At 71.2% G+C, this 12,210-nt stretch carries 10 protein-coding genes; 5 read left to right on the top strand and 5 right to left on the bottom strand.

Going from position 1 to position 12,210, the window contains the following annotated elements; all coding sequences use genetic code 11:
- Window positions 1-93 precede the first annotated feature (93 nt).
- Genes AB5J55_RS37245 through AB5J55_RS37230 form a run of 4 tightly spaced genes read left to right on the top strand, consistent with a single transcriptional unit; the run spans window position 94 to window position 4,127 of the window.
- Complete coding sequence (locus AB5J55_RS37245) at window positions 94-1,254, top strand: phytanoyl-CoA dioxygenase family protein (protein ID WP_369274847.1); 1,161 nt, start codon at window positions 94-96, stop codon at window positions 1,252-1,254.
- A gap of 16 nt (window positions 1,255-1,270) precedes the next feature.
- Window positions 1,271-2,047 (top strand): SDR family oxidoreductase, encoded by a 777-nt coding sequence (locus AB5J55_RS37240; RefSeq protein WP_369274846.1) that lies wholly within the window; start codon window positions 1,271-1,273, stop codon window positions 2,045-2,047.
- Between the two features lie 59 nt (window positions 2,048-2,106).
- On the top strand, window positions 2,107-3,111 hold the full coding sequence (locus tag AB5J55_RS37235; RefSeq protein ID WP_369274845.1) for a Gfo/Idh/MocA family oxidoreductase: 1,005 nt from the start codon (window positions 2,107-2,109) through the stop codon (window positions 3,109-3,111).
- The gene (locus tag AB5J55_RS37230) at window positions 3,108-4,127 is read left to right on the top strand and encodes a Gfo/Idh/MocA family protein (protein ID WP_369274844.1); all 1,020 of its coding nucleotides are present in this window, start codon (window positions 3,108-3,110) and stop codon (window positions 4,125-4,127) included. Before AB5J55_RS37235 ends, AB5J55_RS37230 begins: the two co-directional genes overlap by 4 nt.
- 459 nt (window positions 4,128-4,586) lie before the next feature.
- On the opposite strand, the gene AB5J55_RS37225 is transcribed toward AB5J55_RS37230, so the two are convergent.
- The 5 genes from AB5J55_RS37225 to AB5J55_RS37205 form a co-directional block, all read right to left on the bottom strand.
- Complete coding sequence (locus tag AB5J55_RS37225; protein ID WP_369274843.1) at window positions 4,587-5,402, bottom strand: BTAD domain-containing putative transcriptional regulator; 816 nt, start codon at window positions 5,400-5,402, stop codon at window positions 4,587-4,589.
- Window positions 5,403-5,719: 317 nt separating this feature from the next.
- Complete coding sequence (locus tag AB5J55_RS37220) at window positions 5,720-6,934, bottom strand: alpha/beta hydrolase family protein (protein WP_369274842.1); 1,215 nt, start codon at window positions 6,932-6,934, stop codon at window positions 5,720-5,722.
- Window positions 6,931-7,617 (bottom strand): TetR/AcrR family transcriptional regulator, encoded by a 687-nt coding sequence (locus tag AB5J55_RS37215; RefSeq protein ID WP_369274841.1) that lies wholly within the window; start codon window positions 7,615-7,617, stop codon window positions 6,931-6,933. Before AB5J55_RS37215 ends, AB5J55_RS37220 begins: the two co-directional genes overlap by 4 nt.
- Before the next feature lie 6 nt (window positions 7,618-7,623).
- Entirely contained in the window at window positions 7,624-9,228 is a 1,605-nt protein-coding gene (locus AB5J55_RS37210) for a DHA2 family efflux MFS transporter permease subunit (RefSeq protein WP_369274840.1), read from the bottom strand.
- A 169-nt stretch (window positions 9,229-9,397) separates the two neighbouring features.
- Complete coding sequence (locus tag AB5J55_RS37205; protein WP_369274839.1) at window positions 9,398-10,138, bottom strand: 4'-phosphopantetheinyl transferase superfamily protein; 741 nt, start codon at window positions 10,136-10,138, stop codon at window positions 9,398-9,400.
- A gap of 247 nt (window positions 10,139-10,385) precedes the next feature.
- On the opposite strand from AB5J55_RS37205, the gene AB5J55_RS37200 reads away from it, so the two are divergent.
- A complete protein-coding gene (locus AB5J55_RS37200) occupies window positions 10,386-12,206 on the top strand; it encodes a fatty acyl-AMP ligase (protein WP_369274838.1) in 1,821 nt (606 codons plus the stop codon).
- Window positions 12,207-12,210 lie beyond the last annotated feature (4 nt).

Raw genomic sequence — 12,210 nt, 5'->3', positions numbered from 1 at the left:
AGGGGTTTTTGATGGTCGTCTGCTGGTTGTTCGACGGGATTGTCATGACAAGAATGGCAGCGCTGAGTCGCCCCTGTCACCGAGAGGACGCCGATGTCCTTCACCCCCGTACACCGCCGGGCATGGCTGTCCGAGCACGACTGCGACCTCGCCGACTTCCGTGAGGTGGTCGAGCGGACCACGGACCTCGCCGACTACCCGTACGCCTCCGCCGTGGAGCGCAACGTCCTGATCTACGACAGCGACCGCCTCCGCAGGACCGAGGACGGCAGGGCGGTGCGGGCCGAGCTGGTGCGCGCCCTCACCGACGGGCCGGGCATCGTGGTGTTCAAAGGCGCCTTCCCGGACCCCGAGATCGTCGACCGGCTGAGCGCCGTGTTCGACACCCTGATCGCCGAGCAGCGCGCCTCGGGCGCGAGCGCCGGGGACCACTTCGCCAAGCCGGGCGCCAACGACCGGGTCTGGAACGCGCTGGAGAAGGCGGCCCTCTACGACCCCGAGGCGTTCGCCGACTACTACGCCAACGACATCCTCGCGCTGGTCTCCCGCGCCTGGCTCGGCCCCGGTTACCAGGTGACCTCGCAGGTGAACGTGGTCAACCCGGGCGGCGCGGCGCAGACCGTGCACCGCGACTACCACCTGGGCTTCCTCTCCAGCGAGGTCGCGGCCGCCTACCCGGCCCATGTCCACGTCCTCTCCCCCGTGCTCACCCTCCAGGGTGCCGTCGCACACTGCGACATGCCGGTGCGGTCCGGGCCGACGATGTACCTGCCGTACTCGCAGACGTACGAGCCGGGCTACCTGGCCTGGCGACTGCCCGAGTTCCAGGAGTACTTCGAGGCGCACCACGTCCAGCTCCCCCTCGCAAAGGGCGATGCGGCCTTCTTCAACCCGGCGTTGTTCCACGCGGCCGGCACCAACCGGTCGGCGGACATCCGCCGCATGGCGAACCTCCTGCAGGTGTCCTCCGCGTTCGGACGGGCGATGGAGACGGTGGACCGCGAGGCCGTCGCGAACGCCGTCTACCCCGTGCTGCTGGCCCGCGCGGGCGTGGACGAGGCATGGACGGCGAACGTGATCGCCGCGAGCGCCGAGGGCTACCCCTTCCCCACGAACCTCGACAGCGATCCGCCGGTCGACGGCCTGGCCCCGCCCTCCCAGGCGGACGTCGTACGGCGCGCGCTGCGCGAGGCATGGACTCCCGAGGCTCTGCGGGACGAGCTACGGGCCGGCGCCGAGCGGCGCCAGAGCTGAAAGGACCCGGAAAGACATGGGACTTCTCGACGACAAGGTCGTCCTCGTCAACGGCGGCAGCCAGGGCGTCGGCGCCGCCATCGCGCGGGCTGCCGTGCGCGAGGGAGCGGTCGTGGCCGTCACCGGGCGGCGCCTCGAACCCGGCGAGGCTCTGGTGGCCGAGCTGGCCGCGGCCGGGGGCAAGGCCCTGTTCGTGCGGGCCGACCTGTCGGACGCCGAGCAGGCGAAGGCCTCCGTCGCCGAGGTCGTCGACGCGTACGGCCGGATCGACTGCCTGGTCAACTCGGCGGGGCTGACATCCCGGGGCACGCTGCTCGACACCACGCCCGAGCTGTTCGACCAGCACATCGCGATCAACCTCAAGGCACCGTTCTTCGCCATGCAGGCCGCCGTCTCGGACATGGTCGCCCGCAAGGCGCCAGGCACGATCGTCAACATCATCACGTCCTCGGCACACGGCGGGCAGCCGTTCCTCGCCCCGTACGTCTCCGCCAAGGCCGGCCTGATCGGCCTGACCCGCAACGCCGCGCACGCCCACCGCTGGGACCGGGTGCGCATCAACGGCCTGAACATCGGCTGGACGGCCACCGAGGGCGAGGACGCCACGCAGAAGGCCTTCCACGGTGCCGACGACGGCTGGCGCGAGTCGGCTGCCGCCGGGTTGCCGATGGGGAAGCTCGGGCAACCCGACGAGATCGCCGACTTCGTGGTGTTCCTGCTGTCCGACCGGTCCGGGGTGGTCACGGGATCGGTGATCGACTGGGACCAGAACGTCTTGGGCGGCCTCGACTAGATCTTCGTCAGTCCTCCGACCTCTCCTCTCGCAAGCCCCGTACCCAAGGAAGCAGAACCATGCGTATCGGAATCCTCGGCCTCGGCCGCATCGGCGCCTTCCACGCCGAGACCCTCTCCGGACTCGACGCGGTCGACTCCCTCGTCGTCACCGACCCGTTCGCGGACGCCGCCAAGGCCGCCGCGGAGCGGTTCGGAGCCGAGGTCGTGGACTCGCCCGAGGCCCTGCTGGCCGCCGGCGTGGACGGCATCGTCGTCGCGGCGGCGACCGACGCCCACCCCGCGCTGATCCTGGCCGGCGTCGAGGCCGGCATCCCCGTCTTCTGCGAGAAGCCCGTCGCCCGGACCATGGCAGAGGGCGTCGAGGTACTGAAGGCGGTCCAGGGCAAGGACGTGCCGATCCAGATCGGCTACAACCGCCGCTTCGACACCGGCTTCGTCAACGCCCGCGCCGCCGTGCAGAGCGGCGAGCTCGGCAAGCTGCACACGGTCCGCTCGACCACCCTGGACCCGGCGCCGCCGCCCGCCGCGTACATCGCCGCCTCCGGTGGCATCTTCCGGGACTGCTCGGTCCACGACTTCGACATCATCCGCTGGGTGACCGGCCGCGAGGTGACCGAGGTGTACGCCGTCGGCGGCAACAGGGGCGCCGACTACATCAAGGAGGCGGGCGACGCCGACACCACCGGCGCGATCCTCACCCTGGACGACGGCACGATCGCGGTCGTCTCCAACTCCCGCCACAACGCCCGGGGTTACGACGTCCGCATGGAGATCCACGGCTTCACGGACTCCATCGCGGTCGGCCTGGAGGACAAGCTGCCGCTGCGCTCGGTCGAGCCGGGCGTGACCTTCCCGGCGGGCACCCCGCACGACTTCTTCATGGACCGCTTCACCGCCGCGTACCGCGCCGAACTCACCGCGTTCACGGAGGTGGTCGCGGGTACCCGGCCCTCACCGTGCACGATCGAGGACGCCCTGGAGGCGGGCTGGATCGCCGACGCCTGCACACTGTCGCTGCACGAGCACCGTCCGGTGACGATCGAGGAGGTACGGCAGGGATGAACGATTCGGGCCGGGAACCGCTGCGCGTCGGGGTACTGGGCGCGGCACGCATCACCGAGCTCTCTCTCGTCGGCCCGGCCCGGACGACCGGTCACCGCCTCGTGGCGGTGGCCGCGCGCGACCGGGCCCGCGCCGCGGCGTTCGCCGACGAGCACGACGTGGAGCGGGTGGTGGACTCGTACGCCGACCTGCTCGCCGATCCCGAGGTCGAGGTGATCTACAACCCGCTCGCCAACGGTCTGCACGGGCCGTGGAACCTCGCCGCGCTCGCGGCCGGCAAGCACGTCCTGACGGAGAAGCCGTCGGCGAGCAACGCCGAGGAGGCCGCCGAGGTGCGTGAGGCGGCCGCCAAGTCGGGGACCGTCTTCATGGAGGCGTTCCACTACCTCTTCCACCCGGTCACCCGGCGCCTGCACGAGATCCTGGAAAGCGGTGAACTCGGCGAGCTGCGGCGGGTGGAGACGCTGGTCACGATTCCGGCACCGGACGACTCCGACCCGCGCTGGTCGCTGACGCTCGCGGGCGGCGCCCTGATGGACCTCGGCTGCTACAGCCTGCACGCGGTGCGGATGCTCGCGCCCTGGGCGGGCGGTGCGCCGCGCCTCGTCTCCGCGCGGGGCGGGGAGCGGGCGGGCGCGCCGGGCGTCGACGAGTGGCTGGACGCCGAGCTGGAGCTCCCCGGCGGGGCGACGGCGTCCGCGCGCTGTCACATGGCGTACGGCGAGCTGGAGATGAGCTGCCGGATCGTCGGCTCGCGGGGCGAGGCGTTCGCGCCGAACTTCGTGCTGCCGCACCGCGACGACCGGGTCGTGGTGCGTACGGCGCAGGGCGAGCGTACGGAGCGGCTGGGCACGCGCTCGTCGTACACCTACCAACTGGAAGCGCTCGCCGCGCACATACGCCGGGACGCCCCGCTCGCGCTGGACGCGGACGACGCGCTGGCGACGATGTCGCTGATCGACGAGGCCTACCGGGCGGCGGGGTTCGAGCCGCGGCCGTGCACGACAGTGGGTTGACGCCCGAACCGCGGGGATCCCACCGTGCTCGGAGGGCGGTGTTCAGCCGCCCTTGGGTGTGGCCGTGCGCCGGGGCGCCGCCGGGCCAACGGTGAGCCGGATCAGGCGGAGTGTGAGGAGGACGGCTGTCGGACCGGCCACGGCTCTTCCTCCCGTGTGCGGGAACGGCGCCGGACGGGGCAGGTCGAGCGGGCAGCGGCCCTCGGCAAGCGGCGTCGGCCGGGACCACGGCCACGGCACCGTGGCCGGTGCCCGCTCGCGCACGAACGAGCACGACAGCTCAGCTCTCCCGCTCATGCGGGATCGACCGCACGCCACGGGCGAGCGGTTAAGGGTGCGCAAACGCCGGACAGGCAGACGCCGTGCGGGGGCCCGACCGGGCGGGAGGACGTCAGGGCCGGTCGGCGGTGCGGCCGGCTCCGCGGGCCCTCGCCGACCGGCCGGACGGGGCCCTGACGGTCAGTGGACGGACGAGGTCATCCCGGAGGCCTCGAGCCGCTCCGGGTCCGCCCGCAGGATGGCCTCCTGGGCGAGCCGCAGTGCCGGCCCGGGCTCGACCCCGAGTTCCTCCTTGAGCACCCTGCGCGCGCGGCGGTACACCTGCAGCGCGTCTCCCTGGCGGCCCGCCCGGTACAGGGCGACCATCAGCTGACGGTAGAAGGGCTCCCGCATGGGGTGCTGCACGAGCAGGCCCTTCAGCTGCTCGCACACCTCATGATGCCGGTCGAGTGCCAGCGAGGAATCGATGCTCAGCTCGGTGCAGTTCAGCCGCTTCTCCTCCTGCACGGCCGCGAACGATTCGATGTCCAGCGACCCTGGAATACCCTCCAGAACAGGTCCTCGCCACAGGGACAGTGCCCTGTGCAGGAGCTCGGATGCGTGCTGGAAATCGGCCGCCAAGTACCGTTCCCGGCCACGACTGTAGAGCGTTTCGAATTCATGAGAATCGGTCACCGCGCCGCTTACATCGAGAATGTACCCGGGCGGGGTCGTGACGATCGGGGATGTTTGCTGATCGCCATTCAGCAATTTCCGCAGCTGTGAGACGTACACGCGCAGGCTGGTAGACGCACAGCGCGGCGGCTCCCGCTCCCACAGTTCCGCCACCAGCTTTTCCCCCGGCACCGTCTCACCCGCCCTGACCAGCAGAAGGGCGAGGAGTTTGGCGAGCTTGGGCGGCTCGGGTGTGAGATCGGCGCCGCCGCGGGACACCCGCAGCCGCCCCAGCAGCGCATAATGCAGAGTGTGGTCAGGCACTAAAGGGGACAGGGACACGACAAACCCCCCGAATGCGTGGAACGCATTCAACTAATCTTCGGATCCCCCGTCCGCCCCCTGGTCTGGGGGCGGCACAATGATCAGCGATTTCGTCGCTATGGCGTGCAGCATATGCGAGCTTGTTCTTCGGTACCAGTCTCGCTCGTTACACGGCCATTAAGGAGAATGAAATTCGGCGGTCCGATGACAGGCAGCCGGAAAGAAATCGGCCGCCTCCCACGAACCGCCGGATGGCTCTGAGCCGAGCAGCCCGGCCCGCGAGGAGCGGGCCGGGCTGCTTCGGGCTGGTTTTGCGGCGGACCGGCCGCCGCCGGTCAGGCCGCCACCGGCCTGTCCGCCCCGAGAGTCTCGAGCAGCCATGAGAAGAGCCGGTCGTGGAACAGGCGCATGGCACCGGAGTGGCAGTGCGCCCCGGCGCCCTCGTCAGCCGTGAAGACGTGCAGCGTCTTTGGCGAATTCAGCCCCGTGTACACCTTCTTCGCGTGCTCCAGCCCGGTGAAGAACAGGTCCTCCTCCGCGTCGAGGACGAGCACGGGACAACGTACCTGGCCGATCACGTCGGACAGGGCGAACGCCGGTAACCGGCGCAGCAGTTGGGCCGGCGTCTCGGCGTCGAAGGTCCACAGGGCTTGCCGCAGCAGCCAGCGGGTGAAGGTCTGCTGCGCGGCGATTCCCCACATCACAGGGTTGGCGAAGTCGTCGTGCCCCTGCTCGACCCACTCCAGCACGAACGGCGGCAGCGCCACGACATCACCCAGCTGCCAGACCGCGTCGTGGGCGACGCAGCCGGCCAGCCGGTGCTCGAACGCGGCGGCGCGCACGGCGAGCAGGCCGCCGAGGCTGGTGCCGACCAGCACCACGCGGTCGGGGTCCACACCCGGCAGCGACAGCGCGTGGTCCACGACCGGCGTGACCACGTTCTCCCAGTCGGGCCTGAAAGCCAGCCCTTGGTCGCGAAGGACCGAGCCCTGACCCGGCCCTTCGAAGCACAGACAGTCGTAGCCGTTGGCCATTGCAGCGGCCGCCACGAAGAAGTAGCCCTCCTCGAGGGTGGAGTCGAGGCCGCCGTGATGGATGACCATCGGCCGCGGCTCGTCGGAGTCATCCGCCCGGTACAGGTAGCCGGGCAGTGAAGTGTCCTCGTAGGGGATGCGGACGAACTCCGGTGGCCGGTCCATGAGTTCGGCGGCGTCGGCGAAGGCCTCCCGGGACAGCCGCATCAGCCGCAGCGCCTCCAGGTCCCGCGGGTTGTCGCGCTGGAAGAACTCGGCGGTCCGGTAGTAGTTGTGTGCCCGCAGCAGTGCGGCGCGCGCGTCGTCGCGGCGGCCCTCGCCCAGTGCGGCGGCGCCCAGCCGGTGGGCCCGTTCGGCGAGGGAGGCCCATTGGTGCCGCCAGGCTTCGGTGTCGCCGGACGGGATGCGCGAGGCGACCGCGACGACCTCGCCCAGCTGCGCACCGCCGTAATCGGCGTAACCGGCGGTGCGCAGCGCCTGGTAGTCGAAGGCGGGGTCGTCGAAGAGGAATTTCATGACTGCGGCTCCTGTCGTGGTGGGGAGTGCTCCGGTGCTGTGCCGGGTCCGGTTCCGGCACAGGTCGTGCGGGTTCCGTTCAGAAACGTGTCGACGATCGACTCGGCGAACGCACTGGATTCCACAGCGCGTTGACGCAGGATCAGCCGGGCGGCCATCGGTCCGGTCAGGATCTCGACCGCGTCCTCCAGATCGAGGTCGGCGCGCAGCTCACCGCTGTCGACGCCGTCGCGCAGCGTCGCCAGCAGGGCTTCGCGCCGGGCGGCGGTGACGGTCTGCTCGAATCGCTCCACCAGTTGCGGGCGGCGCACCGCCTCACCGAGCAGGCTGCCGATCAGCCGGTGCAGCAGGGTGTCCTGGCCACGGTGGCGCAGCTGGTCCACGAGGGTCACCAGCTTGTCCCGCAGGCTGAGTCCGGTCAGCGGCGGCACGGGAAGATCAAGGGTGCTCAGCGCGGCGAGCACCAGTTCCTCCTTGTTGCGCCAGCGGCGGTAGATGGTGGCGCGGGCCACCCCGGCTCGCTGGGCGACCAGGTCCATGGACAGGTCGCCGAAGCTGAACCCTTCGCTGAGCAGGGCGAGGGTGCCGTCCAGGATCGCCCGGTCGGCGGCGGGATCGCGCTGGCGTCCGCCCCGGGCCGTGCGTTCCGGGGCGGCGGCCGATCGGTCGACGTGTGGCGGCATACGGGTTCAGACCTCCGCGGTGTAGGGCTCTTCGGCGGTCGCCTCCTCGGCGCCGGGCTTGCCGGCGGCCGTACGGGAGGGCAGGAGCAGCAGGGCGGCGAGGGCACCGACGAGCGTGACGCCCATGGCGACGAGGGACGTGAGGTGCATGGCCGAGACGAACGCCTCGACCGCGCGGGCCTCCATGGCGGCGCCGTGCGGGCCCAATTCCCGCGCGGCGGTGAGGGTGGCGGCGACGGACTCCTCCGCCGGGCCGCGGATCGCGGCGGGCAGCGGCGCCAGGTGGTCCTCGATCCGGGAGCGATAGGCCACGGAGAGCACCGAGCCCAGGACCGCGACGCCGAGGGCGCCGCCCACCTGCCGAAAGGTGGTGCTGACCGCCGCTCCGGTGCCGGACCGGCCCTGGCCGACGGCGGACATGGCAGCGGAGGTCGCCGGGGGCATCACACAGGCGATGCCGACGCCCATCACGAACAGGACGGACTCCAGGACCCAGACCTCGGTCCGCTCGTCGACGGTCGCGACCGCGAGGAAGCCGAGCGAAGTGAGCAGCATCCCGCCGGCGCACACCGGCCGGTCCCCGATCCGCTTGGCGGCGAGCGTCGCGGCCGGTGCGAACGTCAGCTGGGCCACCGCCAGGGGCAGCAGCAGGATGCCGGACTCCAGCGGGGTCCAGCCGCGCACGCTCTGGAGGTAGAACACCAGGAAGAAGGTGGCGCCGAGCAGGCTGAAGAAGACCAGCCCGATGACGGCCACGGCGACGCTGAAGCGACGGTCGGTGAACAGGGCGAGGTCCAGCGCGGGACACCGGCTGTGGTGTTCCCAGACGGCGAACAGGCCCAGGACGGCGAGGCCGCCGAGCATCGGTCCCCAAACGGCGGTGTCCGCCCAGTCGTCGGACTCGCCCCCCTTGATCACGCCGTACACCAGGGCGGTCAGGCCGACGACGCAAAGGGCGACGCCGAGCGGGTCGAGGCCGCCGCGCCCGGAAGCGCGGGACTCGGGTACGACGACCAGCGCGGCGACAGCGCCGATCAGCACGATGGGCAGGTTGATCAGGAATACCGAGCCCCACCAGAAGTGCTCCAGCAGCACGCCGCCGGTAATGGGGCCCAGCGCCACGGCGAGTCCGGCGGCACCCGCCCAGGCACCGATGGCCTGGGCCCGTTCGGCGGGTGGGAAGACGGCCATGATGATCGCCAGAGTGGCGGGCAGCACGAGGGCACCGCCGACGCCCAGCCCCGCCCGGGCGACGACGAGTTCGCCGGCGCTGTCCGCGTGGGCGGACCACAGGGAACAGCCACCGAAGACGACGAGTCCGGCCAGCAGCGTCCGCTTGCGTCCCCAGCGGTCGGCGAGCACACCGGTGGTGAAGAGCAGGGCGGCGAAGACGAGGGTGTAGGAGTCGATCGACCATTGCAGCTCGCTCTGCGTGGCCCCCAGGCCGACGGGTGCCGGCTCGGCGAGGGTCTTCAGGGCCACGTTCAGGATCGAGGTGTCCAGGACGACGAGCAGGAGGCTGACCAGCAGTACCGCCAGCACGCGCCACCTGTGCGGGTGCGCGGCCGACGGGATTTGCTCGGCAGGCCTGAGGTGAGGCTGGGAAGTCACGGATTCCGCTCCTCGTAAAGAGGGGGTGCGTGAGCTGAGTGCCGTTCTCGTGCCGTGCACTGCCGACGCTAGACCTGGCGACCAATCGAGTCAACGGTGTATCGAAACATCCTTGACTCGATTCCCGGTTGCTGTGCACCCACCGGAACTCGGCTTGGCGAAAGGGCAGTTACAGACCGTCAGGACCCAGCGCCGCGGCAACGAGGAACCGCCCCGCCACTCGATCACAGCGCAGTCGCCAACCGGGCGCCGCCTCAAGGGACCACCAGCCGTCGCCGTGCGGTCCGGGGCGGGGGCGCAGTCGTGCGAAGTCCCACGCCAGTCCGACGCCGTGCGCCTTCGTATAGGCCTCCTTGAGCGTCCACAGACGCACCAGTCTCTGATTCCGCTCGGCCGGCGGCAGCCCGGACAGGTCCGCCAGCTCCCGCGGATGACAGAACCTATCGGCCAGTCCGGGCGTCAGCAGCGGACGGTCCGACACCTCCACGTCCACTCCGATCAGGCGGCCGCGGGCGGCCCCCACCACCAGCATTCCGGCCGTGTGGCTGATGGCCACGTCCAGCCCGGGAGGCTCGTGGAGGACGGGCCGCCCACGGCGGTCGCGGCCCAGCACGACCCGGTCCGGCTCCACGCCGGCCGCGGCGGCCACGGTGTGGCGCAGCAGCAGCCGCGAGCCCAGCAGCCGCGCCCGCACGAGGGGTTCGCGTGCCGCGCAGTACCGCGACCAGTCCGGCCCGAGGAGTTCGCGCGCGCCGGGGCCGGGATGTCGTCCCCAGTCCACCGGCCGGCCGTGGCAGACGGCGTAGCCGTGCCGCCGCGCGGCCTCCTGGACCGCACGCCACCCCACCGCGGGCAGCGGACCGACAGGGAGGGGTTCGCCCCTCGCAGGAAGAGCGTCCTGTTCGACCATGACAACCCCTTCTGTCACCTCTTGACCGGCACCCCGTGCCAGGACTGAATGTGCCGCTCCGCGCACACACCGTTGTACCGGCTCCCGCCGGCGTCGTCCGCTGAACCCCAAACCCTTGACGTGCACGCCAATTTCCGCTTTACGCCGGCTTTTCACGGCGCATCGAGGCTGAGGGACACCGGATGGCACTCGGTGCCTCCCGGACGTTCCACACCACACCGGTCACCGACCGCCGAAAGGAATGCCTGTGGCTCACCAGCTTCAGCACCGAACGTTGACCGACGCCGTACGCGCCGGCGTGGACCGCCATCCCGAACGTGCCGCGTTCGTGTATCTGCACGAGGACGGCCCGGCCATGCGATCCGAAGAGATCGGCTACGCGGAACTGGACCGGCGGGCGCGCCTCGTCGCCGCCCGGCTGCAGCACGCGTCCAAGGGCGACCCCTCCCGCCCGGTCCTGTTGCTCTATCCGCCGACCCTGGACTTCGTGACGGCCTTCCTCGGCTGCTTCTACGCCGGGCGTACCGCGATTCCCGCGCCCCTGCCCGACGAGCCGGGCGAGCGGCTGGCACGGGTCAGCGGCATCCTGCGGGACGCCGGGGTCGGGGCGGTGCTGACGCTCCCCGAGTTCCGGCAGGCCATCGGTGCCTGGCTTGCCGCCGCCGGAGAGCAGGACGTGGTGTGCCTGTCGACCGGCCCGGACGACCAGGACGGAGCAGATCCCGACCTGTGGGTACCCCCCGTCGTGCGCGACACCGACGTGGCCTTCCTCCAGTACAGCTCGGGCTCCACCAGCGAACCCAAGGGCGTCATGGTCACGCACGCCAACCTGGCCGCCAACGAGGAGGCCATCCGCGCCGCGATGCGGACCACGGAGGGTGTCGTGGCGGGCAGCTGGCTGCCGCTCTATCACGACATGGGGCTCATCGGGATGACCCTCCAGCCACTGTGGGTGGGCGGTACCAGCGTGCAGATGTCACCGGTCTCCTTCATCAAGCAACCGCACCGCTGGCTCCGCATGATCCACGACTATCGCGTCGAGGGCACCGCCTCGCCCAACTTCGGCTACGACCTGTGCGTCCGGCGCGTCACCGAGGAGCAGTCGGCGGGGCTGGACCTGTCCAGCCTGCGGGTGGCGCTCAACGGGGCCGAGCCGGTGCGCCCCGACACCCTGCGCGCCTTCGCCCGGCGCTTCGCCGGCAACGGTCTGCGCGCCGAGTCCCTGCTGCCCTGCTACGGCCTGGCCGAGAACACCCTGCTGGTCTCCGGCGGCGACACCGAGGCGCCGCACCTCGAACTCACCGTCGACGCCGTCGCGTTGGAGCAGGACGAGCTGCAGCCCGTGCGCAGCGACCGCCCGGCCCGGACCCTCGTGGGCTGCGGCCGGCCGAAGGACACCGAGGTCCTGATCGTGGACCCGATGACCCGCCAGGCGCTGCCCGGCGGCCGGATCGGCGAGATCTGGCTGCGCGGCCCCTCGGTGGCCGCCGGCTACTGGAACCGGCGCGAGCTCACCACCGAGACCTTCCAGGCGATCACGGCCGACGGCCGGGCCGGCTACTTCCGCACCGGCGACCTCGGCGCCCTGCTCCACGAGGAGCTCTACGTCACCGGCCGGATCAAGGAGATGCTGATCCAGCACGGCCGCAATCTCTACCCGCAGGACATCGAGCAGGCCGTCCAGGAGTCCGGGGAGGCCTTCCGGCGCGGCGGCGGCGCGGTGTTCACCGTCACCGACGAGGCGTCCGACCGCTCGCACGTGGTCGTGGTGCAGGAGCTCAAGGCACGCGCGGGCGGCAGCGAGGAGGACCTGATCCGCCTCGCAGCCGACGTCCAGGCGCTGCTCAGCCGGCAGTTCCAGCTGCCCGGCGTGAGCCTGGTGCTTGTCCGCCCCGGGGTGATCCGCAAGACGACCAGCGGGAAGACGCAGCGCACGCTCATGCGGCAGTTGTTCCTCGACGGCGCCCTGCCCGTGCTGCACCAGCGCCTCCAGGAACCGGTCGCCGCCCTGCTCCCCGCCCCGGACCCGGCGTCCGAACCCAGCGCCGCCGTGTCCTCCAGCAGCTGAGATC

This window comes from Streptomyces sp. R11 (genome assembly GCF_041051905.1).
Taxonomy (GTDB): domain Bacteria; phylum Actinomycetota; class Actinomycetes; order Streptomycetales; family Streptomycetaceae; genus Streptomyces.
The sequence above is the reverse complement of the archived record's forward strand: the minus strand, read 5'-3'. Positions and strand labels throughout refer to the sequence as shown.

Excerpts from the sequence above, each read along its gene's own strand:
- AB5J55_RS37240 (WP_369274846.1), top strand. The coding sequence starts at position 1,271 with ATGGGACTTCTCGACGACAAGGTCGTCCTCGTCAACGGCGGCAGCCAG.
- AB5J55_RS37205 (WP_369274839.1), bottom strand. The coding sequence starts at position 10,138 with ATGGTCGAACAGGACGCTCTTCCTGCGAGGGGCGAACCCCTCCCTGTC.
- AB5J55_RS37230 (WP_369274844.1), top strand. The coding sequence starts at position 3,108 with ATGAACGATTCGGGCCGGGAACCGCTGCGCGTCGGGGTACTGGGCGCG.
- AB5J55_RS37235 (WP_369274845.1), top strand. The coding sequence starts at position 2,107 with ATGCGTATCGGAATCCTCGGCCTCGGCCGCATCGGCGCCTTCCACGCC.
- AB5J55_RS37245 (WP_369274847.1), top strand. The coding sequence starts at position 94 with ATGTCCTTCACCCCCGTACACCGCCGGGCATGGCTGTCCGAGCACGAC.
- AB5J55_RS37220 (WP_369274842.1), bottom strand. The coding sequence starts at position 6,934 with ATGAAATTCCTCTTCGACGACCCCGCCTTCGACTACCAGGCGCTGCGC.
- AB5J55_RS37215 (WP_369274841.1), bottom strand. The coding sequence starts at position 7,617 with ATGCCGCCACACGTCGACCGATCGGCCGCCGCCCCGGAACGCACGGCC.